This is a genomic window from Micromonospora vulcania, assembly GCF_042658605.1.
In the GTDB taxonomy this organism is placed as follows: Bacteria; Actinomycetota; Actinomycetes; order Mycobacteriales; family Micromonosporaceae; genus Micromonospora; species Micromonospora vulcania.
The window spans coordinates 55030-77299 of record NZ_JBHSQS010000011.1 but is presented as its reverse complement, the minus strand read 5'-3'; the positions used below and the strand labels follow the sequence as shown (position 1 = coordinate 77299).

Below are 22270 nucleotides of genomic sequence, written 5' to 3'. Positions count from 1 at the left end.
GTGGGGATGGGGGGAGTTGAACCCCCACGCCCTTTCGGGCACACGGACCTGAACCGTGCGCGTCTGCCATTCCGCCACATCCCCGTGGCACGACCCGGAACACTTTAGCCGCCCCGAGCCCGTCGTCTCCAACGGGCCCCGGAGATATTACGCTGTCCCCGGCGCTCGCCACGAGCGGTTACCGTTCGTGGCGGACGAAAGAGTAGCACGGTAGTCCCGGCCCATCCGAACGGGCCGGTAGCAGGCGGCCGAGCGGCGTGTGAGCTGCGCGCGCGCCGGCCGGATACCATCATGTCCTCGGGACCCGAGGAGGAGCCGGTGAGCGTGCTGCAACGCTTCGAGAAGCGTCTGGAAGGCCTGGTCGAAGGGGCCTTTGCCAAGGTCTTCAAAGGGGTGGTCCACCCCGTGGAGATCCTCAACGCCATGCAGCGGGAGGCCGAGGCGCACAAGGCGATCCTGGCCGGTGGGCGCACGTTGGTGCCCAACCGCTACGTGATCGATCTCTCGCCGTACGACCACAGTCGGCTGGCGCCGTACGCCGCCGCGCTGGCCCAGGAACTGGCCCAGTCGCAGGCGGAGTTCATCGGCGAGCAGGCCTGGACGGTCTACGGCGACGTGATCGTGGAGATCGAACGGGGTGAGGGCCTGGACACGGGCATGTTCCGTGTCACCGCCGAGGTCTACACCGGTGGCGAGGTCGCCCCGGTCTCGGCACCCGGCTACGACGCCGGTCCGCCCGCCTACCCCGCGTACGACCAGGGCGGTGGCTACGGCCCTCCGCCCGGCCAGGGCGGCACCCGCAACGTCCGGCTGGTGTCCGGCGACGGGCGCACCTATCCCCTCCAGATGGGGTCGACGGTGATCGGTCGCGGCGACCAGGCCAACCTGCGCCTGCCCGACGTCGGCATCTCCCGGCGACACGCCCGGCTGGACTTCGACGGCGGCCAGGTTGTGCTGACCGATCTGGGGTCGACCAACGGCACCATGGTCAACGGCCAGCGGGTCTCCGCCGTCGCCCTCAACCCGGGCGACATGATCCAGCTCGGCACCACGACGTTGACCTTCCGCGTGGACGGCTGACCCGCCTTGCCGGAACTGGTCATCACCGTCGCCCGGTTCGGGTTCCTGATCCTGCTGTGGATCTTCGTGTTCACGGTGGTCGGCGTCATCCGCCGGGACCTCTTCGCGGGTGCCCGGTCGGGTCGTCTGGTGGCCGCACCGCGCGCGGTGGGCGCCTCGACGGGGCAGGCGGCCAAACCGGCGAAGGTGAAGCGGGGCAGGGCGGCCCACCAGTTGGTGGTGACCGCCGGCCAGCTGGCTGGCACCCGAATCACTCTCGGTGAAGCGCAGATCACCATCGGTCGGGCCGAGGACTCCACCCTGGTCATCACCGACGACTACGCCTCCGCGCGGCACGCCCGGCTCGTGCCGCGTGACGGGCAGTGGTTCGTCGAGGACCTCGGCTCGACTAACGGCACCTACCTAGATCGCGCTAAGGTCACCGGACCAACCCCCGTCCCCCTCGGCGTGCCGATCCGGATCGGCCGCACTTCCCTCGAATTACGGCCATGACTCTGACCCTGCGCTATGCGGCCCACAGCGACCGCGGTCTGATCCGAGACGGCAATCAAGATTCCGTCTACGCCGGGCCGCGGCTACTCGCCGTTGCCGACGGCATGGGCGGCATGGCCGCCGGTGACGTCGCCAGCAACATCGTCATCGGTGCCATGGCGCCGCTCGACGAGGACGTCCCGGGTGACGCCCTCGTCGACGCGTTGCGTTCGGCCGTGGGCACCGCCAACCAACAACTCCGCGACACCGTGGACGCCAACCCGCAGTTGGAGGGGATGGGCACCACGCTGACCGCGACCCTCTTCACCGGCAGCAAGCTGGGCATGGTCCACATCGGCGACTCGCGGGCCTACCTGCTGCGCAACGGCGAGTTCGCGCAGATCACCAAGGACGACACGTACGTCCAGATGCTCGTCGACGAGGGCCGGATCAGCGCCGAGGAGGCGAGCAGCCACCCGCAGCGGTCGCTGTTGACCCGGGCCCTGGACGGCCGGGACATCGACCCGGAGTACTCGGTGCGCCAGGTGCTTCCCGGCGACCGCTATCTGATCTGCAGCGACGGGCTCTCGGGTGTGGTCAGTGCCGAGACCATCGGCGAGACCCTGCGTGAGTACGTCGATCCGCAGCAGTGCGTCGAACGGCTCGTGCAGCTCGCGCTGCGCGGCGGCGGACCGGACAACATCACGGTGATCATCGCCGACGCCACCGATCAGGACATCGTCGAGGCGACCCCGATCGTCGGCGGTGCCGCTGCCCGGGACCGGGGCATGGCCACCTCCGCCGACGACTCCACCCCGGCCGCGCGGGCCTCGGCGCTCTCCGCGCCGCGCCCGGCCGCGCCGGAGGAGCCGGCCGCCTCGGACGACGAGCCGGAGCGGCCCAAGCACCGGCCGGTGCGGGCCGCCGCCATGGCGCTGGCCCTGCTGGTGATCGTCGGCGGCGGGGTCTTCGGGGGCTGGACGTACACCCAGCGGCAGTACTACGTGGGTGCCACCGAGGAGGGCCAGGTCGCCGTCTTCCGCGGCGTCCAGGGCCAAATCGCCGGGATGGACCTCTCCACCGTGCACCGCACCAGCGGCACCCGGTTGGACGACCTCACGGTGGCCGCGCAGGACACCGTCAAGGTGGGCATCCGGGCCAAGAACGAGCCGGACGCCGAGCGCCAGCTGGCCGAGCTGACCAGCGACACCCCGAGCAACCCCAACCTGAAGCCGCTCTGCCCGTCCGACACGGCCCCGGCTGGCGGCACGCCGACGCCGACGCCTACTCCGACCCCGGGCGTGACGACCCCGGCGCCGAACGGCAGCCCGAGCGCCAGCGCGTCGGCGACCCCGAACGGGGTCGTCACCGCCAGCCCGACCACCGGTGCCACCACCGCTGCCGGCTTCACCGCCCCGACCACGACGCCCGACGCGACGCCCTCCGACTCGGCCCCGCCGACGCTCGATCCGGCCGGTTGCCGGTCTACCGAGTGAGTGTCGGCTGAGATCCCAAGGACTCCACCCGTGACCGCAGCGGCCACACCGGCAACCTCGCCCGCCACCACGGGCGAGCAGTCCGGCGTGCGCCTGGCCCGGTCCCGGCGCAACGCCGAGCTGTCCCTGCTGCTGCTCGCCCTGGTGCTGGTGGCCGCGTACGGGGCGACCGTCGAGGCGAACCTGCTGGACACGGTCACCCCGGATTTCTGGATGCCCGCCGCCGCGCTCGGTGCGGTCTTCCTCGGCCTGCACCTGGTCATCCGCTTCCTCGCCCCGTTCGCCGACCCGGCCCTACTGCCGGCGGTGGCCCTGCTCAACGGGCTCGGGGTGGGCTTCCTGCGCCGGATCGACCTGGGCGACGCCCCGGTTGCCGACCGGGAGGGCCTGGCCGTCTTCGCGGGGCAGGGCGGGCGCCAGTTGGCCTGGACGCTCGCCTCGGTGATCCTCGCTGCCGGCCTGCTCGCCCTCATGCGCGACCACCGATCGATCTCCCGGTACGCGTACACCCTGGGGTTGGCCGGCATCGTGCTGGTGATGCTCCCGGCGGTGCTGCCGACCAGCATCTCCGAGAGGAACGGCGCCCGGCTGTGGATCCAGGTCGCCGGCTTCTCCATTCAGCCGGGTGAGTTCGCCAAGTTGGCGCTGCTGGTCTTCTTCGCCTACTACCTGGTCCGCAAGCGCGAGGTGCTGTCGCTGGCCAGCCGGCGCTTCCTCGGCATCGACTTCCCGCGTGGCCGCGACCTCGGCCCGGTGGTCGGGGTCTGGCTGATCAGCGTCCTGGTGCTGGTCTTCGAGAAGGATCTGGGCACCTCGCTGCTCTACTTCGGCATGTTCGTGGTGACGCTCTACATCGCCACCGAACGGGTCAGTTGGCTGCTGATCGGCCTGGTGCTCTTCTTCGGTGGCGCGTACCTCGCCTACGTCCTCGGCGAGACGGTCGGCGGCCCGTTCGCCAACTTCTACCTGCGCGCCGAGATCTGGCTCGACCCGTTCGCCGATCCGACCGACAAGGGCTACCAGTTGGTGCAAGGGCTGCTCGCGCTCGGCACGGGTGGCCTCTTCGGTGCCGGGCCGGGCGGCGGCCAGCCGGGGATTCTGCCCGAGGTGCAGAACGACTTCATCTTCGCCGGCATCGGTGAGGAGCTCGGCCTCTTCGGGCTCTCCGCGCTGCTGGTCGTCTACCTGCTGATCGTGGAGCGCGGGCTGCGTGCCGCCCTCGCGGTGCGGGACTCGTTCGGCAAGCTCCTCGCCGGTGGTCTCGCGTTCACCCTCGGTCTGCAGGTCTTCGTGATCGTCGGCGGGATCAGCAAGCTCATCCCGCTGACCGGTCAGACCACCCCGTTCCTGTCCGCCGGTGGTTCGTCACTGATGGCGAACTGGCTGCTCATCGCGGTGTTGCTGCGGGTCTCCGACGGAGCCCGCCGACCGGTCACCGGGGCCGCTGGCAAGGCTTCCCGGCCCGCCGCCGGCCCGCCCGAGCAGCTGCACGGTGCTCCCACGGAGGTGATCAAGCCGTGAACGCACCCCTGCGCCGTGTCGGCGTCGTCGTCATGGTCCTGTTCGGCCTGCTCTTCGCGAACCTGAACTGGATCCAGGCCTACAAGGCCGACGAATACCGCACCAGCGACTACAACGGCCGGGTCCAGGTTGCCGACTACAAGCGCAAGCGCGGCAACATCGAGGCTGGCGGCACGGCAGTGGCCACCAGCAAGGAGACCACCGGCACGCTGAAGTTCCTGCGCACCTACCCGGGCGGCGCCAAGTATGCCCACGTGCTCGGCTACAAGCCGGTCAACCTGGCCGACCAGGGCATCGAGCAGGTCGAGAACGACTTCCTGGCCGGCACCAGCGACCAGTTGATCGGTGACCGGGTGAAGGACATGTTCACCGGCGACGACACCGGTGGCGGCAACGTGCTGCTCACGCTCTCCAAGCGGGCCCAGGACGTGGCGTACGACCAGCTGCGCAACAACCAGGTGGACGCCAAGAGGGGCGCGGCGATCGCCATCGACCCGCGTACCGGGGCGGTGCAGGCGCTGGTCTCCATGCCCAGTTTCGATCCGAACCCGCTTGCCAGCCACACCGGCACCGAGGCCGCCGCGGCGTACACCAAGCTCGAGCAGGACCCGGAAGAACCGCTGAAGAATCGCGCGCTCTCCGAGACCCTGCCGCCGGGCTCCACCTTCAAGATCGTGGTAGCCGCGGCGGCGCTGGAGAACGGTGTCACCAAGAGCACCCAGATCCCGGCCGGTCCCAGCTACACCCCGCCCACCTCCGGTGAGCCGATCCGCAACGCCGCCGCATCGATCTGCCCGGAGTCGCAGGTCACCCTGCTGGACGCGGTCACCGAATCGTGCAACACGGGCTTCGCCCAGCTCGGCGTGCGGCTCGGCGCCAACGCCATCAAGGAGAAGGCCCGGCAGTTCGGCTTCGAGCAGGAAGACCTCACCGTCGGTCAGCTCGGCGAGGGAGGGCTGCCCACGGCTGCCAGCCGGACCGGCACCATGCAGAACGCCGACGGGACGGACGACCCGGCCGCGCTGGCCCAGTCCTCGATCGGTCAGCGCGACGTCCGGATGACCCCACTTCAGGGCGCGATGATCGCGGGCGCGGTTGCCAACGGCGGCACCCAGATGCGGCCGTACCTGGTCCGGCAGCTGCTCGCCCCGGACCGGACGACCAGCTACTACACCGCGAAGCCGCGAGATCTGCGCCAGCCGGTCACCGGCCCGGTCGCCGGCGACCTGCGCGACATGATGGTCAGCGTGGTACAGAACGGCACCGGCCGGAAGGCCGCGATCAGCGGCTACACGGTCGGCGGCAAGACCGGCACCGCCCAGTCCGCCCCGGATCGCCCCGACCACGGCTGGTTCATCGGCTTCGCCCTGGACAAGAACGGCAACGCCGTCTCCGCGGTCTGCGTGGAGCTGGAGCAGGCCGGCCCGGGCGGTAGCGCCGAGGCGGCCCGGATCGGCGGCCAGATCATGCGGGCGGCCATCGCCGACCCCGGAGGTCGCTGACATGCTCAGCCCCGGTGTCCAGCTCGGCAACCGCTACCGCCTCGACGAGCGGATCGCCAGCGGCGGCATGGGCGACGTCTGGCGTGGCACCGACCAGGTGCTCGGCCGGACGGTCGCGGTGAAGAGCCTGCTCCCCGCCCTGCTCGACGATCCCGATTTCGGCGAGCGGTTCCGTGGCGAGGCCCGGACCATGGCCACCATCAACCACCCCGGCGTGGTGGACGTCTACGACTTCGGCAACGACCAGCAGATCGCCTTCCTGGTGATGGAGTACGTCGAGGGTGATGCCCTGTCGTCCACCCTGAGCCGGGTCGGCCGACTCACTCCGGCCCGGACGATGGCGCTGGTCGCGCAGGCCGCCGACGCGCTGCACGCCGCCCACGAGAAGGGCATCGTGCACCGGGACGTGAAGCCGGGCAACCTGCTCGTCCGGCCGAACGGCACGCTGGTGCTCACCGACTTCGGCATCGCCCGTTCCGACCTGGTGGGTTCGCTCACCGCCGCCGGCTCGGTGCTCGGCACCGCGTCGTACATCTCGCCGGAGCAGGCCACCGGCGGTGTGGCCACGCCGGCCTCCGACGTGTACGCGCTTGGCGTGGTCGCCTACCAGTGCCTCGCCGGGCGGCGACCGTTCGAGGGCGACAACCCGCTCGACATCGCCATGCGGCACGTCCGGGAGACGCCGCGGCCGCTGCCCTCCGACATCCCGCCGCAGGTCCGGGCGTTGGTGGAACGGGCGCTGGCCAAGGACCCGGCCGCCCGCTGGCCCAGCGCGGCCGCCCTCGCCGGGGTCGCCCGTCAGCTCAAGGCCGCACTCTCCCAGCAGGCCCGTGCCGGTGGTGGGCACCCCGGGCCGATTTCCGCGGCACCGGCCTCGCCCGCCGCTCCCGGCCGAGCCCAGGTGCCGCAGGCGCAGCAGCTACGCCCGCCGGCTGCCCCGCCCCGCCCGCCGGCCGTGCAACGCCCGGCCGCCATCGCGCCGGCCCAGCAGCAGCAGCTCCGACCCACGACCGTCGCGCCGGCCGTCCCGCAGGCACGCACGCCGGTCGCCCCGACCAGCTACCCGCGCGGCGCCGCGGCGGTGCCGCCGGCACAGACCCGTCAGGAGCACCCACCGGCGTACGCCCGGCAGGCCGGGCCGGCGTTGTCGACCGCGAACCCCCGCCGGTCCCGGCCCGGAATGGTGCTTCTCGCCATCCTGCTGGCCGTACTGGTCCTGGTCTGCTCCGGCGTGATTTCCTACAACCTGAACAAGAATGGGCGATCCGGGGCGCTGGCACCGCACACGGTGACGTCCGGCGCGCTACGGCTCGACGGGCGCGACGATCCGACCCGGACGTCGTACCGTCGGGAGGTACGGCTCCAGCCGGGTGACGGCGGGACGACGACGAGCGAAGGACGACAGACGCGATGACAGCGCAGGCCCGCCTGCTCGGTGGCAGGTACCAGGTCGGCGAGCTGCTCGGCTACGGCGGCATGGCCGAGGTGCACCGCGGTCGCGACCTCCGGCTCGGTCGGGACGTCGCGATCAAGATGCTCCGTACGGACCTCGCCCGGGACGCGACGTTCCAGATGCGGTTCCGTCGGGAGGCGCAGAACGCCGCCTCGCTCAACCACCCCGCGATCGTGGCCGTCTACGACACCGGCGAGGAGACCGCGCCGACCGGCGAGACGTTGCCGTTCATCGTGATGGAGTTCGTCAACGGCCGGACCCTCAAGGAGGTGCTCGGCGCCGAGGGCCGGTTGCAGCCCCGCCGGGCACTGGAGATCTGCGCCGACATGTGCGCGGCGCTGGAGTTCAGCCACCGGCACGGCATCATCCACCGGGACATCAAGCCGGGCAACGTCATGCTCACCCAGACCGGCCAGGTCAAGGTGATGGACTTCGGCATCGCCCGGGCGCTGGCCAGCGGCGCCACCACCATGACGCAGACCAGCGCGGTCATCGGCACCGCGCAGTACCTCTCCCCGGAGCAGGCGCGTGGCGAGGCCGTGGATGCCCGCTCCGACGTGTACGCCGCTGGCTGCGTGCTGTTCGAGCTGGTCTGCGGGCACCCGCCGTTCGTCGGGGACAGCCCGGTCAGCGTCGCGTACCAGCACGTGCGGGAGACGCCCCCGACGCCGAGCGACATCAACCCGGACGTCACTCCGGCGGTCGACGCGATCGTGCTCAAGGCGCTGTCGAAGAACCCGCTCAACCGCTACCAGAGCGCCGGCGAGATGCGGGCCGACCTGCTTCGTGCCGCCGCGGGCCGCCCGGTGCTGGCCACCCCGGTGATGCGGGAGGCCGAGACGGTGGCGATGGCCCCGACTGCCGGTGGCGGAGCGGGCTACCCGGCCGGTGGCGGAACGCAGCAGACCCGGCAGGTCCCGGCCCGTGTCGGTGACCCCCGTCAACGCAAGGCGTCGTCCTGGCTGATCGCGACGTTCAGCGCGGTCGGCGTGCTGGCGGTGATCGCCCTGGTCGCCGCCCTGCTCTGGAATCAGCAGAAGGACAAGGACCTGAAGTCCGTTCCGACGCTCGCCGGCAAGAGCCAGGAGGCCGCGTTCACCGAGATCCGTAACGCCGGCTTCCAGCCCCAGACGGGGGAGCCGGTGTTCAACAGCACCTGTAAGCCGGAGACGGTGGTCGAGCAGAGCCCGGCGCCGAACGCCCGGCTGGAGCAGGCCGGCACGGTGATCATCAAGATCTGCGGTGGCAAGCCGGACGTGCAGATCCCCGCGGGTCTGGTCAACTCCCAGTTCGAGAACGTCAAGCCCCAGCTCGTGGAGCGAGGACTGGTGGTTGTGGAACGGCAGGTGGACAACCCGGCCCAGAAGGGCATCGTGGTCAGGGTCAGCCCGCCGTCGGGGACCACCGTCGCCCAGGGCACCAAGGTGACGCTCGACGTCTCCCGGGGCAATGTCAGCAAGGTCCCGAACGTCATCAACTCCACCCGGAGCGAGGCCGAGAAGGAACTCCGGGAGGCCGGTTACGTCCCCAGGTTCCGCGACGGCACCGAGGTGCCGGCCGACCAGGCCGGCCGCGTACAGACGCAGAACCCGGATCCCGGCACCGAGCTGGCGCAGGGCAAGACGGTGACGATCGAGATCGGCATCCCGGAGAAGGTCGAGACGCCGCCCACGGGCACGACGTCGCCAACCGCGACCCCGACGAACACGCCGTCCACTCCGGGCAACGGTGGCGGCACCGGGCAGCCGTTCCCGCCGCCGATCCGGCTGCCCGAGGATTAGGCCGGGTGCCCCGGTCTTCGGGCCCGTCGGCATGAGCGCTCCGGAAGCCGTCGCCGACCGGGTGCGTCGATGGCCTCGTCGCCTCCGCCGCGCGGCCGTCCTCGGGTTGGTCGCCCTGCTGCTCGCCAGCCTTCCCTGGCTGTGGACGACGATCGCGGCGCACGGCCACGTGTACGACGAGGCCGACGCGCCGTCCTCCGACGTGGTGATCGTCCTCGGCACCGCCGTGGCGGCCGATCGTCGCCAACCGGGTGACCGGCTGACCGGCCGTTTGGAGACCGCCGCCGAATTGGTGAACAGCGGGCGGGCTCGGGTGGTTCTCGTGTCGGGCGACGGGGGCGGCACGTCGGGTGACGAACCGGCCGCGATGACGTCGTACCTCGTCGAGCTCGGTGTCGACCCGCGTCGCGTGGTGGCCGACCCGTTCGGCCTGGACACCTATGACAGCTGTGCCCGGGCACGCGAGGTGTACGGGATCGAGCGGGCACTGATCGTGACCCAGTCCTACCACGTGAACCGGGCGGTGACGCTCTGCCGACATCTCGGCATCGACGTCGACGGAGTGAGAGCTCGCTGCGCAGGCTGCGGGCCGTTCCTGATCGCCGGGAAGTCGGTCCGGGACTACTTCGCCAGTGGCAAGGCGGCGTGGGACGCGGGCTGGGGCCGGTCTCCGGCGGTCAGTTCACCAGAGAATTCAGCGGTCCAGGACGCGCTACGGGGCTGACCGGGTCAGGCGGTGGCGAAGGCGGCCAGTCGACGCGCGTCCACTTCGGCGGCCAGCGCCGGAGCACGCTCCAGGGCCTCCGGGTGACCGCAGGTGGCCAGCCAGTTGGCGAGCATCAGGTGGCCGCCCTCGGTGAGCACCGATTCCGGATGGAACTGCACGCCCTCGATCGGTAGCGTCCGGTGGCGCATCGCCATCACCACGCCGGAGCCGGTCCAGCCAGTGACCTCCAGCTCGTCGGGGAGCGTCTCGGGCAGCACGGCCAGCGAGTGGTAGCGGGTGGCGGTGAACGGCTCGGGCAGACCGGCGAGCACACCGACCGAGTGGTGCCGCACCTCGGAGGTCTTGCCGTGCAGCAGTTCGGGGGCGCGGGTCACGGTCGCTCCGAACGCCTCGCCGATCGCCTGGTGACCGAGGCAGACGCCGAAGATCGGAAGCTTCCCGGCGTACTCCCGGATGACGTCCAGGCAGATGCCGGCGCGGTCGGGGCTGCCCGGCCCGGGTGAGAGCAGGATGCCGGCCGCGCCGACCCGGCCCACCTCGGCGACGTCGATCTCGTCGTTGCGGCGGACCTCGCAGTCCACGCCGAGCTGCCCGAGGTACTGCACCAGGTTGAAGACGAACGAGTCGTAGTTGTCGATCACCAGGACGCGCATGGTCAGCCGTTCGGGGAGGGGGGCGCGGAGTTGTTCTGGTCGGTGTCGTAGGGCAGCTCGTGCTCCTCGCCGGCCGGGGTCTTCCCGGTCACCGAGTCCGCATCGCCCGGATCCCCCGGTGTGCCGGAATCCTGCGTGACCTGCACGTCGTCGAAGGGCAGCAGCGGCTCGGCCCACGGGAAGGCCACATACCAGAGCAGGGCCACCGTGGCGGCGACCAGCAGCACCGAGCCGGTCAGCTTGCCGACCAGGCCGAACGGCAGCTTGCGCCAGATGAACGCGTACATCGGTCAGCCCCCCAGCTCCGCCGGGCGGCCCGCCGACTTGGGCTGGGTCCGATCCAGCTCGGCGTGGATGATCAGGCGCTGGTAGTTGTCGAACTTCGGGTTGCACGTGGTCAGGGTGAGCATCCGCTTGGTCGCCTTCTTGCCGGGCTCTCCCGGCACCGCCGCCACCACCTCGACCTGGGTCGGCTTGACGATCCGGGTCTTCGACACCTTGTAGACGTACCAGTCGGTCTTGCCTTCGACCACGATGGCGTCACCGTCGTCCAGCTCGTCCAGCCGCCAGAAGGTGGCGCGGTTGCGGTGGCCGGCGACCGAGAAGTTGCCGACCTGACCGGGCAGCGCGCTGGTCGGGTAGTGCCCTGGGGCGTACCGGATGTCGGCCTGGGTGACGCCCTCGACCACCACCCAGTTCTTGTCGAGCTTGGGGATGTAGAGGCCCGCGATCGGTTTGCCGTGCACCGGCGGTGACGGCTTGACGCTCGGGGTGGCCGACGGAACGACCGTCGGGTCGTCGGTCGGAGCCCACTCCTGGGCCAGTTCGTTGCTGAGGTCGTTCTGGTGGGCGTCGACGATGGCCGACTTGCCCCAGACCTCGTAGCCGGCGAAAAGCAGCACCACCAGACCGAAGGTGATCAGGACCTCGCCGGTGACCCGGATGCCGCTGCGCAGTCGAGAGGTGAACGACGGGCGGGTGAGCTCCGAGTAGACGCTCTTGTAGCCATCGTCGGTCTGGTGCGCCCGGAGTTGCACCACCCGCTCGCCGCGCCGGGGGCGGGGCGGCTCGTCGGCGCTCTCTCCGGTGCCGGCCGGCTCGTCGGCGGTCGACGTACGGGGGACGGCACCCATCAGCGCCGTGGAGTCGAGCGACGGTGGCCGGATCGTGGGCCCGGCGGGGACCGCCGGGATCAGCGCGGTGGCGGACGGGTCTGCGGCGCGGCTCGGCCCGGCCGGTGAGACCGGAGTGGCCGGGGAGCCGGTCGGTCGGCTGGGCCCGGCGCTGACCTTGGGGATGAACGCGGTCGGTGCGTCGCCACCGGGTGCGCTCGGGGTGCCGGGAGTCGCCGGACGGGATCCGGGAGCGGCCGGCCGGGCTGGCGGCCCGCCGGGCGTACCCAGGTGGGGCGAGGTGCTGCCCGGCAGACCGCTGGTCGGCCTGGTCAGCGGAGGCGGCGTCCCACCCGGCCTGGTCGTCGGAGCGGGCGTGCCGCCGGCCGGCGGGCGGGCGGACGTGCCGCCGCCGGTGGCCGGCGGGCGGGCGGGCGCGGGGCCGGGAGCGGCCGGACTGACGGGCTGGGTGCCGGGAGCCGCCGGACCGGCGGGCGCCGGGCCGGTGACCGGGCGGCGGTCGGGCGCGCTGCCGGGAGCCGCCGGCCGGACCGGTCCCGGACCGGGTCCGGTCGGTACGCCTGGCGTGGCGGTGGGGGGACGGCTCTGCGGGGCCGTCCCGGCCGCCGGGGTGCCGGGCCAGGGCGGCGGTGCCTCGCTCTGAGGGTGACCCGGGGCGCGCTGGGGATCGGGTCGACCAGCGCTCGGCTGGGCCGGGCGGTCGGTGCTCGGGCTGTGGCCGACCGGGGGCGGGGTGTGGCCGACCGGGGGCGGGGTCGACCAACCCTCGCGGGGCGGCCGAGCGGTCGCTGGCGGTTCGGGAGCCGCTGGCGGGGGTGTCGTCCTGGCACGGGTCGGCAGCACCGGATCGGGCCAGTTGCCGGTCGGGCCCGGCCGGCGCGGTGTCTGCTCCGGGCGGTCGACCTTGGGCAGGAACGCGGTCGGATCGTCGGCCTGGTCGCGGTGGCGCCCGTCGCGCCGGTCGTCCGGGCCGCTCATCGGGGCACCGTCGCCGAGCGCAGGGCGGTCGAGTCCTCGAAGGCCGGGACCTCCACCGCGGAGACGGTCTCCTTGTAGCCGAGCTGATAGTCGTCGACCGCGTCCTTGAACAACCGGACTCCCTGAGAGCTGGCGAGGGCGTGCTGGAGGGCAGCCGGGTCGCCAATTGCCACGATCTTGAACGGTGGGGAGTACACCCGGCCATGGAGCAGCAGGGTGTTACCGACGCAGCGTACCGCGCTGGTGGTGAGCACGCGGACGTTCATGATTGACATGGCCTCCGCTCCGCCGGCCCAGAGCGCGTTGACCACCGCCTGTACGTCGCTCTGATGCACCACCAGGTCGTCGTTGCTGGCGTCCGAGGGGGTCTGGTCGCTGCGGCGTGGTGCGTCGTTCAGCTCCACCGTCACTCCGGTGCCGGCCAGCTTGGTGAACCCGGCGGACTGGAGACTGCCCTTGGCGCGGTCCTGCTGGGCCTTGATCGGGCCGTCCGAGTGCGCCAGCGTGTCGGTCTGCTGCTCGACCTGGCCGCGCAGGTTGGCGGCCCGGAGCTCGCTCGCGGCCACCTGCTCGGCGCGGTCCGCGATGAGCTGGTTGAGCTGGGGCCGACGATCCTCGCGCAGCGCGGTGCCGTTTGCCGTGGTCGCGCTGGTGGTGAAGAGCAGCCCCGCCGCCGCGGCGATCAGGGGCACCCCGATCGACCAGCCGGGTCGGCGTTGACGGGGTCGCCCGGGCAGTAGCCCCGCGACGGCCCGTCGGAGGACCTTCTGCCAGGAGGCGGCGCCGGATGTGTACTCCACCGACCGTTCCTTCCGCGTGTCGGGGATCGGTCCGCTCCGGCCGGGCCGGTGATGCGAACAGTCCTGCCTTTTGGGTCACTCCGTGCGTCGGCCTGACCCCATTCGTGGTCTGGGCGGCCCTTCGGGACTACGCTAGCTGTCGAACATTATTGGCCATGGACCGTCGCCCCCGCGCCCGGTTGTCAGGCCGGACGAGGTCGTCACCCCCTCTGGAGAGCGTCGTGCCCAAGTCTCAGGTCCGCAAGAAGAAGGTGTACACCCCGCCGACGGATGTCCGTCCGACGACGGCGGGGTCGTCGCGCAAGCCTAGCCCGGTGTGGCTGCCGCTCACCGCGGTCGCTCTGATCGTGGCTGGCATCGGTTGGCTGGTGGTCTACTACCTGTCCGAGCAGGAGTACCCGGTCGCGACGTGGGGTTACTGGAACCTCGCGGTCGGCTTCGGTGCGATGGTCACCTCGCTGATCCTGCTCTCTCGCTGGCGCTGAGCCCCTCCGGCGCTGACGCGTCGCAGGACCCACGTCACCCCGCGGAGCCCCTGCCCGGCAGGACCGGGCGGGGCACCCTATGGTGTCCGCAGGGCGGCGTGGCCAAGTGCGAGAAGACTCACGTTACTGCTGGGTAACCTTGCGCGTAGGCTGCACCGGACAGGCAGCAGACCGGGAGGCCAACTCGATGGGCAGCGTCCAGATCGTCACCACGATCCTCGCGGCCGCCATCACCGCGGTTGCGGTGTGGCTTGCGGTATGCGCGGTCCTGAAGCTGGTGGCCGTCATCCGGCTTGGTCAGCCCGCGCCCGAGCGGTTCGGCGACAAGGCCACCCGTACGAAGACCATGCTGGTGGAGACCGCCGGCCACACCCGGATGCTCAAGTGGGGTGTGGTGGGCGCGGCCCACTGGTTCGTGATGGTCGGCTTCATCGTGCTGTCGCTGCTGGTGCTCGAGGCGTACTTCGAGGTGGTCACGCCGGGCGGCGGGTTGCCGATCATCGGGCACTGGACGGTCTTCGGTCTGGCCACCGAGATCATCGGCGTGCTGGGTCTGGCCGGCATCCTGGTGCTGATGGTGATCCGGCTGCGCAACCGGCCGAACCGGCCGGGCGGTCGGTCCCGGTTCACCGGCTCGACGATGTGGCAGGGCTACTTCGTCGAGTGGGTCGTGCTGCTGGTCCTGATCTTCGGGTTCGTGATCCGGGGCTTCAAGGTCGCGACCGACCACTTCGAGTTCCCGCTCTGGGCCACTCCGGTCAGTCACGCGGTCGGTGCGGTGCTGCCCGACTGGGCGGCCGGGGTGAGTGTCGCCGCCGCCATCAAGATCATTATCTCGATGACCTGGCTGATCGTCATCTCGCTGAACGTCACCATGGGCGTCGCCTGGCACCGCTTCCTGGCGTTCTTCAACATCTTCTTCAAGCGCGAGCCGGCCCGGCCCGCGGGCTCCGGCCTCGGCGCGCTGCGCCCGATGACGAGCCAGGGTAAGCCGCTCGACTTCGAGGAGGCCGACCCGGAGAAGGACCAGTTCGGCGTCGCCCAGGTCGAGCAGTTCACCTGGAAGGGCCTGCTGGACTTCAGCACCTGCACCGAGTGCGGTCGCTGCCAGTCGCAGTGCCCGGCCTGGAACACCGGCAAGCCGCTGTCGCCCAAGCTGCTCGTGCTGAGCCTGCGCGACCACGCGTACGCGAAGGCGCCCTACCTGCTGGCCGGCGGTGGCAAGGACCTGACCGGCGAGGAGAAGGCCACCGCCGCGCAGCTCGCCCACCTGGACGTGCTGTCGTTGGCCGAGGCGGACCGCCCGCTGATCGGCGACGCGGAGTCCGGTGGCGTCATCGACCCGGACGTGCTCTGGTCCTGCACCACCTGCGGTGCCTGCGTCGAGCAGTGCCCGGTGGACATCGAGCACGTGGACCACATCGTCGACATGCGCCGCTACCAGGTGTTGATCGAGTCGAGCTTCCCCTCCGAGGCCGGCGTGATGCTGCGCAACCTGGAGAACAAGGGCAACCCGTGGGGTGCCCCGCAGAACACCCGCGAGGACTGGACCAAGGGCCTCGACTTCGAGGTGCCCCGGGTCGGCGAGGTGGACGACTTCGAGTACCTGTTCTGGGTCGGCTGCGCCGGTGCGTTCGAGGACCGGGCCAAGAAGACCACCCGAGCGGTGGCCACGCTGCTCGACGAGGCGGGCGTGAAGTTCGCGATCCTGGGCGAGGGCGAGACCTGCTCCGGCGACCCGGCACGACGGATCGGCAACGAGTTCGTCTTCCAGATGCTCGCCCAGCAGAACGTGGAGACGCTGAACGAGGCGTTCGAGGGTCGGGAGAAGACGTCCCGCAAGATCGTCGCCACCTGCCCGCACTGCTTCAACACCCTGGGCAACGAGTACGGCCAGCTCGGCGGCGAGTACGAGGTGGTCCACCACACCCAACTGCTGGCCCACCTGGTGTCCACCGGCAAGCTCACCCCGGTGCAGCCGGTCGACGGCGGAGTCACCTACCACGACCCCTGCTACCTGGGCCGCCACAACCGGGTCTTCGCGGCCCCCCGCGAGGTGCTCGGCGACGCCATCCAGGGCGAGCTCACCGAGATGCCGCGTAACAGCGAGCGCTCCTTCTGCTGCGGTGCCGGCGGTGCCCGGATGTGGATGGAGGAGAAGATCGGCAAGCGGATCAACGTGGACCGGGTCGAGGAGGCCATGGCCACCGGCGCGAAGACCGTCGCCGTCGGCTGCCCGTTCTGCTCGACGATGCTCAACGACGGGGTCAACGGCAAGGGCGCCGGCGAGCAGGTCGAGGTGATCGACGTGGCCAGCGTGCTGCTCCGCTCGGTCAAGCCGGAGCAGCCGCAGGGCGACAAGGAGAGCGCGCCGGTCGCCGGCTGAGCCGCGTACCCCCGGATCGGAACGATCGACGGCGGCGGCACCCACGGGTGTCGCCGCCGTCGTCATGCAAGAATCTCGCCGAGGTGAGGCGAACATCGACGGTCTGCTCTTGACCACTCTGCTGCCCCTGGTCGGCTTCGTTGCGCTGACCGCGGGCAACGCGTTCTTCGTCGCGGCCGAGTTCGCCCTGGTCACCGTCGACCGTGCGGAGATCGACCGGCGGGCCGCCGCCGGTGACGAGGCCGCCCTGACGGTACGCACCGCGCTGCGCGAATTGTCCTTCCAGCTCTCCGGTGCGCAGCTCGGCATCACCATCACCGCGCTGCTCACCGGCTATCTGGCCGAGCCGGCCCTGGCCCGGATCTTCACCCCGCTGCTGCGCCCGCTGGCCGGGGACGCGACCGAGCGGTACACCCCGTTCCTGGCGCTGGCCCTGGCGACCCTGCTCTCGATGCTCTTCGGCGAGTTGGTGCCCAAGAACGCGGCACTGGCCCGGCCGATGCCGGCCGCACTCGCCACCGCCGGTCCCATGCACCGGTTCTCCCGGACGTTCGGCTGGCTGATCCGGGGCTTGAACGGCTCGGCGAACCGGTTGGTCCGGGCGCTCGGGGTGGAGCCCCAGGAGGAGTTGGCCAGCGCCCGCTCGCCGGAGGAACTGGGCCTGTTGGCGGCCATCTCGGCCCGGGCCGGCGCGCTGCCCACGGACACCGCGATGCTGCTGCGCCGGACCATCCGGTTCGGTGACAAGCGTGCCGCCGAGGCGATGACACCTCGGGTGGACGTGGTCGCGCTGCGCGCCACGGCCACCGTGGCCGAGCTGCTCGAGGAGTCCCGGCGTACCGGGCGGACCCGGTTCCCGGTGTACGAGGAGACCCTGGACCTGGTCACCGGCGTGGCCGGGGTGCCGGACGCGCTGGGCGTGCCGCTGGCCGCCCGCGCGTCGACCATGGTCGCTTCGGTGGCCCGCGAGCCGGTGTACGTGCCGGAGAGCCTGGACCTGGACGGGGTGCTGGCCGCCTTGAAGGCGGCCGGCGCCGACCTGGCCATCGTGGTCGACGAGTACGGCGGCACGGACGGCGTGGTGACCGTGGAGGACCTGGTCGAGGAGTTGGTCGGGGAGATCGCCGACGAGTTCGACCCGGCCAGCGTGGACGACGCCGGTCCGGCCGAGCTGACCGTGCCGGGCGGCGAGCGCACCGTGCTGGTCGACGGGGTGCTGCGCTCCGACGAGCTGGCCGAGCAGACCGGTTTCCGGCTGCCCGAGGGGCCGTACGAGACCCTGGCGGGCTTCCTGATGGCTCGGCTCGGGCACATCCCGCTGCCCGGTGAGACGGTCGAGGCAGGCGGCTGGGAGTTCACCGTGGTGGAGGTCGAGCGGCACCGGATCGAGCAGGTCCGGGTGCTGCGCCCGGCGGATCCGGACGACGATGACTGAGCTGCTGGTGACCGTGCTGTTGCTGCTCGGCAACGGGTTCTTCGTGGGCAGCGAGTTCGCGCTCATCGCCTCCCGACGGACGGTGATCGAGCCGCTGGCGGCCGGCTCGAAGCGGGCCCGCTGGGCACTGTCGGCGATGAACCAGATCCCGCTGATGATCGCCGGCGCGCAGCTCGGCATCACGGTCTGCTCGCTGGGCCTCGGCGCGATCGCCGAGCCGGCGCTGGCCCACCTGCTGGAGTCACCGTTCCACGCGGCCGGTCTGCCCGACCGGGCCGTGCACCCGGTGGCGTTCGTGCTGGCCCTGGGCGTGGTGGTCTTCCTGCACACGGTGGTCGGCGAGATGGTGCCGAAGAACATCACGCTGGCCGGTCCGGAGGTCTCCGCGCTCTGGCTCGGCCCGGCCATGCTGGCGTTCTGCGTGGCCACCAAACCGCTGCTGCTGGCGATGAAGTGGGCGGCCCGCCGGGTGCTGGCGTTGTGGCGGATCGAGGCGTCCGAGGCGGTGAAGACGGTCTTCACGGCCGAGGAACTGGCCGGACTGGTCTCCCAGGCGCGTACCGAGGGGTTGCTCGACGCGGACCAGCACGCCCGGATCACCGGCGCGCTGGCCCTGCACAGCCGGACGGCGGCGGACGCGTTGCAGCCGTGGTCGACGGTGGTGACGGTGGCCGAGGACGTCTCACCGGCGTCGCTGGAGGTCCTGGCGACCCGTACCGGCCGGTCCCGCTTCCCGGTGGTGCAGCGATCCACCCGGCGGGTGCTCGGCTTCGTCCATGTCAAGGACGTCCTCGGGTACGCCGGGCAGGCTCGCCGGGCACCGGTGCCGGCGCAGGTGTACCGGCCGCTGGCGGTGGTGCCGCCGGAACGTACGCTGGCCGATCTGTTGCTGGCCATGCGCCGCGAGCGGCGGCACATGGTGCTGGTCAGCGACGGCCGGCGTCCGCTCGGTGTGGTGACACTCGACGATGTATTGACGGCGATCGTTGGTTGATCGGCGAATACCCTTGGTATTCAGGCGATACCTGAACTGTGATGGTGACGGCGCTCGCCTTGATTCCTTTCCGGCGCTTCCCTAATGTGAGGCACCGACCGCTGTAGGTCGTCTGCCTCGTGCCCTTCCCTCCCGCGAGGCGCCCGGCGGTCGGTTGCAAAGGAGTCGGTGCCGGTGGCAACCATGCCCCCTCATCGTCACGCCCCAGGATTGTCCGCTCGATCAGGCGGTCTCCGTCGGGTCGCCCAGCGTCTGCTCGTCCTGGCCGCTGCCGCGGCGGTCGGTGCCGGGATGCTCACCGCGCCGGTGCAGGCCGCGCCCTCGGTCGACGAGATCGAAGCGCAGATCGACAAGCAGTGGGAGCAGTTGGAGCCCACCATCGAGCAGTACAACAAGGTGCGGGCGCAGCTGAAGGTCAACCGGAAGAAGTCGGGAGACCTGCAAAAGAAGATCGAGCCGTTGGCACTGCAGAGCCAGCTGGCGTTGAACCGGGTCGGTGACCTGGCGTCCCGCTACTACATCTCCGGGCCGTCGCACGACATCGGCGCGCTGCTGGTCAGCGCCAAGCCGGACACGCTCACCGAGCAGCTCACCGTTCTCGACCGGCTTGCCGCGCAGGAGCGCAAGGAGGTCGAGGGCGTGCTGGCCGTACGGGCCAAGTACGACGGCCAGAAGCAGAAGCTGGACGCGCTGATCGTCACCCAGACCAAGCAGCAGAACGATCTGGCGGCCAAGAAAAAGCAGATCGACGCCGAGATCAAGCGGCTCGAGGCGGCCCTGCCGAAGACCACGGTCAAGACCGAGGGCTGCCCGACCATCAACGGCGTGGTCAACGCGGCCGCCCAGAAGGCGATCAAGACCGCCTGCCAGCAGGTCGGCGATCCGTACGTCTGGGGCGCCACCGGCCCGAACTCGTTCGACTGCTCGGGCCTGACCCAGTACGCCTACAAGGCAGCCGGGATCAGCCTCACCCACCACACGGGCGACCAGTGGCACGAGGGCAAGGCCATCTCGCGGGCCGATGCCCGCCCCGGTGACCTGGTCTTCTTCTTCAGCGACCTGCACCATGTCGGCCTGTACCTCGGCAACGACAAGATGGTGCACGCGCCACGCGCCGGTAAGCCGGTGCAGGTGGCCAGCATCAACTACATGCCGGTCGCCGGGTTCCGCAGACCCGGCTGATCCAGCAGACGCCACGAGGGCCCCCGGTCGGACGACCGGGGGCCCTCGTCGTTCGTTGTTCAGCGGGGTGCGCCCACCGGGGACGGCAGGAGCTGCACGTCGGCGAGGTCGACGTACATGATGCGGTGGCCGAACTGGATCTGCGCGTAACGGTTCTGGCCCCGGATGACCGTCCAGTCGCCCGGCGAGGAGCCGTCGAACGTGGTGGCCCGGTAGTACTCGCCGGCCAGCACCGCCCCGACGGCGTACCGCTGCCCGGCGGCGAGCGTGTACTGCAGCGGCGAGATCGTCTGGTAGGGCACTCCGGCCGGGTACGCGGCCTGCTCCGGGTACGCCCGCCCGTACACCGGGATGGTGGCCCGTCCCGGCTTCGGGGTGGCCACCACGCCGACAGTCCAACTGGCGGTCGGCGCGGACGCCGGATTGTGGAACCAGGCCTTCTGGCCGAGGTACCAGATCGCCGTCCAGTCGCCCTGGCGCCCGGCGAGCGCGTACGTCTGCCCGGCGGAGGCCCGTGCGCCATGGTCCGAGACGGCCATCGTGTTCGGGGTGCCGTCCGGGCGCAGCGCGATGTCGTTGACCAGAGGTGCGTCCGCGGCCGGCGCGCTACGCAGGATCACCGCTGACGAGCCGCGCGGCGGGCACGGCACACCGGCGGTGACGCATCCGGTGAACGCCGGCTGGTTGGTGGCGAAGTCCGGGTCGATCCGGACCAGCCCGGTGGCCGGGGTGCCGGTGTCCAGCCGCGGCGCGTGCAGCAGCTCGAAGTAGTGCGTCCAGTCCCAGTACGGGCCGGTGTCCCAGTGCATCCCGCGTACGTTCGCGGCGATGGTCCCGGGCACGTTGTCGTGGCCGATGATGTGCTGTCGGTCCAGCGGGATGCCCAGCCGCAGCGCGAGGTGCCGGACCAGCTTCGCCGAGGTCCGGTACATCGCCTCGGTGTACCAGGTGCCCTCCGCGGCGAAGCCCTCGTGCTCCAGCCCCACCGACTTGGCGTTGACGAACCAGTTGCCGGCGTGCCAGGCGACGTCCTTGGTCTTCACGTGCTGGGCGACGTGCCCGTCCACCGAGCGCAGCGAGTAGTGCCAGCTCACGTAGGTCGGGTCCTGGACGAGCTTCAGGGTGGTCGCCCAGCTCGCCTCGGTGTCGTGGATGACGATGTACTCGATCTTCTGCCGGGCGGGCCGGTCGGAGAGGTCGTGGTTGCCGTAGTCACCGTCGCCGAACGCCGCGTACGGCGCCGGGATCCACTCGCAGGAGATGGTGCGGGGGCACTCCAGCCCGTCCGGGCGGGCGAGTCGGCGCAGGCCCAGCCGGTCCAGCCAGGAACGCTCCGGTTGCACCGCGCGCGCCGGCAGCGTGATCCGCTGGCCGTCGTCGGTCACCCGGGACTCGCCGGTGCCGATGGTCGTGTAGACCTCGTCGGCGAAGGCCGCCGCGGCGTCCGCGGTGTCCGCGCCGCCGTAGCGGGCCACCGCGCCGTACCAGGTGGCCGGGTCGGTGCCGGCGCCGACCGGGGCGCCAAGCTCCCGTTGGTACGAGGCCAGCAGCGCCGCCCCGCCCCGGATGTTCACGCCCACGTCGCTGCGCAGCGCCTCGGGGGTGGCACCGGTCAGCTCGGCGGCGGCGTCCACGGTCTGCAACGCTGCGGCGGGCGGAGCGTTGTCCTCGGCCGGCCGCGGAGCGAGGGCCGGCGCGGGCCGTGCGTCGTCACCGCGCGGGTCCTCGGTGCCGGCGTCGTGGTGGACGCCCTCGGACCGGGCGGTCACCTGTCGGGCATCGGTCAGGTGCATCGGACCGTAGCCGGCGCCGGTGCTCGGTGTGCCGGCGTTGCTGTCCCAGCGCGACTCCAGGTAGGAGACGCCGAGCAGCACGTCGGTCGGTACGCCGTACTCGGCTGCCGCGGCGGCATACTGCTGCTGCCGGTCGACGGTCGGTGCGGCGGCGGCCTGGCCGGCGGGTATCGGCACCGTGATCGCGGCGGCGACCACGGTGGCGAGCAGCGCACGCCGGCCGGTCGGCAGGGTTGAATGGTGCATCGAACCCCCTATATCTGACGGGTCAAGGTGAGGTCACCTTCGCGCCGCTCGGAGCTCGCGTCAATACCTTTCCATCTATCGAAGCAATCGGAAGAATTTCTTCGCGTACCGTGCGTAACTTCTTCCAATCGATACGGAGTGTCACGGCCGCACG

At 71.2% G+C, this 22270-nt stretch carries 18 protein-coding genes and 1 tRNA gene; 13 read left to right on the top strand and 6 right to left on the bottom strand.

Going from position 1 to position 22270, the window contains the following annotated elements:
- Position 1 precedes the first annotated feature (1 nt).
- A tRNA-Leu gene (locus ACFQGL_RS19575) sits at positions 2-84 on the bottom strand.
- A 207-nt stretch (positions 85-291) separates the two neighbouring features.
- Between ACFQGL_RS19575 and ACFQGL_RS19570 the strand changes: the two genes are divergently transcribed.
- From ACFQGL_RS19570 to ACFQGL_RS19535, 8 genes are read left to right on the top strand one after another with little or no spacing between them, the layout of a single operon-like run.
- Entirely contained in the window at positions 292-1080 is a 789-nt protein-coding gene (locus ACFQGL_RS19570; RefSeq protein WP_377513621.1) for an FhaA domain-containing protein, read from the top strand.
- A 6-nt stretch (positions 1081-1086) separates the two neighbouring features.
- Positions 1087-1572, top strand: coding sequence for an FHA domain-containing protein FhaB/FipA (locus ACFQGL_RS19565; RefSeq protein ID WP_074315675.1), 486 nt, complete (start codon positions 1087-1089; stop codon positions 1570-1572).
- Positions 1569-3047, top strand: coding sequence for a PP2C family protein-serine/threonine phosphatase (locus ACFQGL_RS19560; RefSeq protein ID WP_377513620.1), 1479 nt, complete (start codon positions 1569-1571; stop codon positions 3045-3047). Before ACFQGL_RS19565 ends, ACFQGL_RS19560 begins: the two co-directional genes overlap by 4 nt.
- 30 nt (positions 3048-3077) lie before the next feature.
- Positions 3078-4568, top strand: a complete 1491-nt coding sequence (locus ACFQGL_RS19555; protein WP_377513619.1) for an FtsW/RodA/SpoVE family cell cycle protein — start codon at positions 3078-3080, stop codon at positions 4566-4568.
- A complete protein-coding gene (locus tag ACFQGL_RS19550; protein WP_377513618.1) occupies positions 4565-6070 on the top strand; it encodes a peptidoglycan D,D-transpeptidase FtsI family protein in 1506 nt (501 codons plus the stop codon). The genes ACFQGL_RS19555 and ACFQGL_RS19550 overlap by 4 nt, the downstream gene beginning before the upstream one ends.
- A 1-nt stretch (position 6071) precedes the next feature.
- The gene (locus ACFQGL_RS19545) at positions 6072-7484 is read left to right on the top strand and encodes a serine/threonine-protein kinase (RefSeq protein ID WP_377513617.1); all 1413 of its coding nucleotides are present in this window, start codon (positions 6072-6074) and stop codon (positions 7482-7484) included.
- Positions 7481-9304 (top strand): Stk1 family PASTA domain-containing Ser/Thr kinase, encoded by a 1824-nt coding sequence (pknB, locus tag ACFQGL_RS19540; RefSeq protein WP_377513616.1) that lies wholly within the window; start codon positions 7481-7483, stop codon positions 9302-9304. The genes ACFQGL_RS19545 and pknB overlap by 4 nt, the downstream gene beginning before the upstream one ends.
- A 31-nt stretch (positions 9305-9335) precedes the next feature.
- Positions 9336-10028 (top strand): SanA/YdcF family protein, encoded by a 693-nt coding sequence (locus ACFQGL_RS19535; RefSeq protein ID WP_377513615.1) that lies wholly within the window; start codon positions 9336-9338, stop codon positions 10026-10028.
- Positions 10029-10033: 5 nt separating this feature from the next.
- Here ACFQGL_RS19535 and ACFQGL_RS19530 read toward each other — a convergent pair whose 3' ends face one another.
- The 4 genes from ACFQGL_RS19530 to ACFQGL_RS19515 are packed head-to-tail and all read right to left on the bottom strand — an operon-like array spanning position 10034 to position 13595.
- Complete coding sequence (locus ACFQGL_RS19530; RefSeq protein ID WP_377513614.1) at positions 10034-10684, bottom strand: aminodeoxychorismate/anthranilate synthase component II; 651 nt, start codon at positions 10682-10684, stop codon at positions 10034-10036.
- Positions 10685-10686: 2 nt separating this feature from the next.
- Positions 10687-10971 carry a hypothetical protein gene (locus tag ACFQGL_RS19525; RefSeq protein ID WP_377513613.1) on the bottom strand — a complete coding sequence of 95 codons (285 nt, stop codon included), beginning with the start codon at positions 10969-10971 and terminating at the stop codon, positions 10687-10689.
- A gap of 3 nt (positions 10972-10974) precedes the next feature.
- The gene (locus tag ACFQGL_RS19520) at positions 10975-12795 is read right to left on the bottom strand and encodes a class E sortase (protein ID WP_377513612.1); all 1821 of its coding nucleotides are present in this window, start codon (positions 12793-12795) and stop codon (positions 10975-10977) included.
- Complete coding sequence (locus ACFQGL_RS19515; RefSeq protein ID WP_377513611.1) at positions 12792-13595, bottom strand: DUF881 domain-containing protein; 804 nt, start codon at positions 13593-13595, stop codon at positions 12792-12794. The genes ACFQGL_RS19520 and ACFQGL_RS19515 overlap by 4 nt, the downstream gene beginning before the upstream one ends.
- A gap of 221 nt (positions 13596-13816) precedes the next feature.
- Between ACFQGL_RS19515 and ACFQGL_RS19510 the strand changes: the two genes are divergently transcribed.
- From ACFQGL_RS19510 to ACFQGL_RS19490, 5 genes are all read left to right on the top strand, one after another.
- Complete coding sequence (locus tag ACFQGL_RS19510; protein WP_377513610.1) at positions 13817-14080, top strand: cell division protein CrgA; 264 nt, start codon at positions 13817-13819, stop codon at positions 14078-14080.
- A gap of 187 nt (positions 14081-14267) precedes the next feature.
- Entirely contained in the window at positions 14268-16466 is a 2199-nt protein-coding gene (locus ACFQGL_RS19505) for a (Fe-S)-binding protein (RefSeq protein ID WP_377513609.1), read from the top strand.
- A gap of 64 nt (positions 16467-16530) precedes the next feature.
- Positions 16531-17901 (top strand): hemolysin family protein, encoded by a 1371-nt coding sequence (locus ACFQGL_RS19500; RefSeq protein ID WP_377513608.1) that lies wholly within the window; start codon positions 16531-16533, stop codon positions 17899-17901.
- The gene (locus tag ACFQGL_RS19495) at positions 17894-18895 is read left to right on the top strand and encodes a hemolysin family protein (protein ID WP_377513607.1); all 1002 of its coding nucleotides are present in this window, start codon (positions 17894-17896) and stop codon (positions 18893-18895) included. Before ACFQGL_RS19500 ends, ACFQGL_RS19495 begins: the two co-directional genes overlap by 8 nt.
- Before the next feature lie 168 nt (positions 18896-19063).
- Positions 19064-20077 (top strand): C40 family peptidase, encoded by a 1014-nt coding sequence (locus ACFQGL_RS19490; protein ID WP_377513606.1) that lies wholly within the window; start codon positions 19064-19066, stop codon positions 20075-20077.
- Between the two features lie 59 nt (positions 20078-20136).
- Here ACFQGL_RS19490 and ACFQGL_RS19485 read toward each other — a convergent pair whose 3' ends face one another.
- Complete coding sequence (locus ACFQGL_RS19485; RefSeq protein WP_377513605.1) at positions 20137-22116, bottom strand: N-acetylmuramoyl-L-alanine amidase; 1980 nt, start codon at positions 22114-22116, stop codon at positions 20137-20139.
- Between the last annotated feature and the right edge of the window lie 154 nt (positions 22117-22270).

Bases quoted from the DNA above. Each gene is read 5' to 3' on its own strand.
- ACFQGL_RS19520 (WP_377513612.1), bottom strand. From the start codon at position 12,795: ATGAGCGGCCCGGACGACCGGCGCGACGGGCGCCACCGCGACCAGGCC.
- ACFQGL_RS19560 (WP_377513620.1), top strand. From the start codon at position 1,569: ATGACTCTGACCCTGCGCTATGCGGCCCACAGCGACCGCGGTCTGATC.
- ACFQGL_RS19500 (WP_377513608.1), top strand. From the start codon at position 16,531: ATGCAAGAATCTCGCCGAGGTGAGGCGAACATCGACGGTCTGCTCTTG.
- ACFQGL_RS19505 (WP_377513609.1), top strand. From the start codon at position 14,268: ATGGGCAGCGTCCAGATCGTCACCACGATCCTCGCGGCCGCCATCACC.
- ACFQGL_RS19495 (WP_377513607.1), top strand. From the start codon at position 17,894: ATGACTGAGCTGCTGGTGACCGTGCTGTTGCTGCTCGGCAACGGGTTC.
- ACFQGL_RS19545 (WP_377513617.1), top strand. From the start codon at position 6,072: ATGCTCAGCCCCGGTGTCCAGCTCGGCAACCGCTACCGCCTCGACGAG.
- ACFQGL_RS19525 (WP_377513613.1), bottom strand. From the start codon at position 10,971: ATGTACGCGTTCATCTGGCGCAAGCTGCCGTTCGGCCTGGTCGGCAAG.
- ACFQGL_RS19570 (WP_377513621.1), top strand. From the start codon at position 292: ATGTCCTCGGGACCCGAGGAGGAGCCGGTGAGCGTGCTGCAACGCTTC.
- ACFQGL_RS19530 (WP_377513614.1), bottom strand. From the start codon at position 10,684: ATGCGCGTCCTGGTGATCGACAACTACGACTCGTTCGTCTTCAACCTG.
- ACFQGL_RS19485 (WP_377513605.1), bottom strand. From the start codon at position 22,116: ATGCACCATTCAACCCTGCCGACCGGCCGGCGTGCGCTGCTCGCCACC.
- pknB (WP_377513616.1), top strand. From the start codon at position 7,481: ATGACAGCGCAGGCCCGCCTGCTCGGTGGCAGGTACCAGGTCGGCGAG.
- ACFQGL_RS19535 (WP_377513615.1), top strand. From the start codon at position 9,336: ATGAGCGCTCCGGAAGCCGTCGCCGACCGGGTGCGTCGATGGCCTCGT.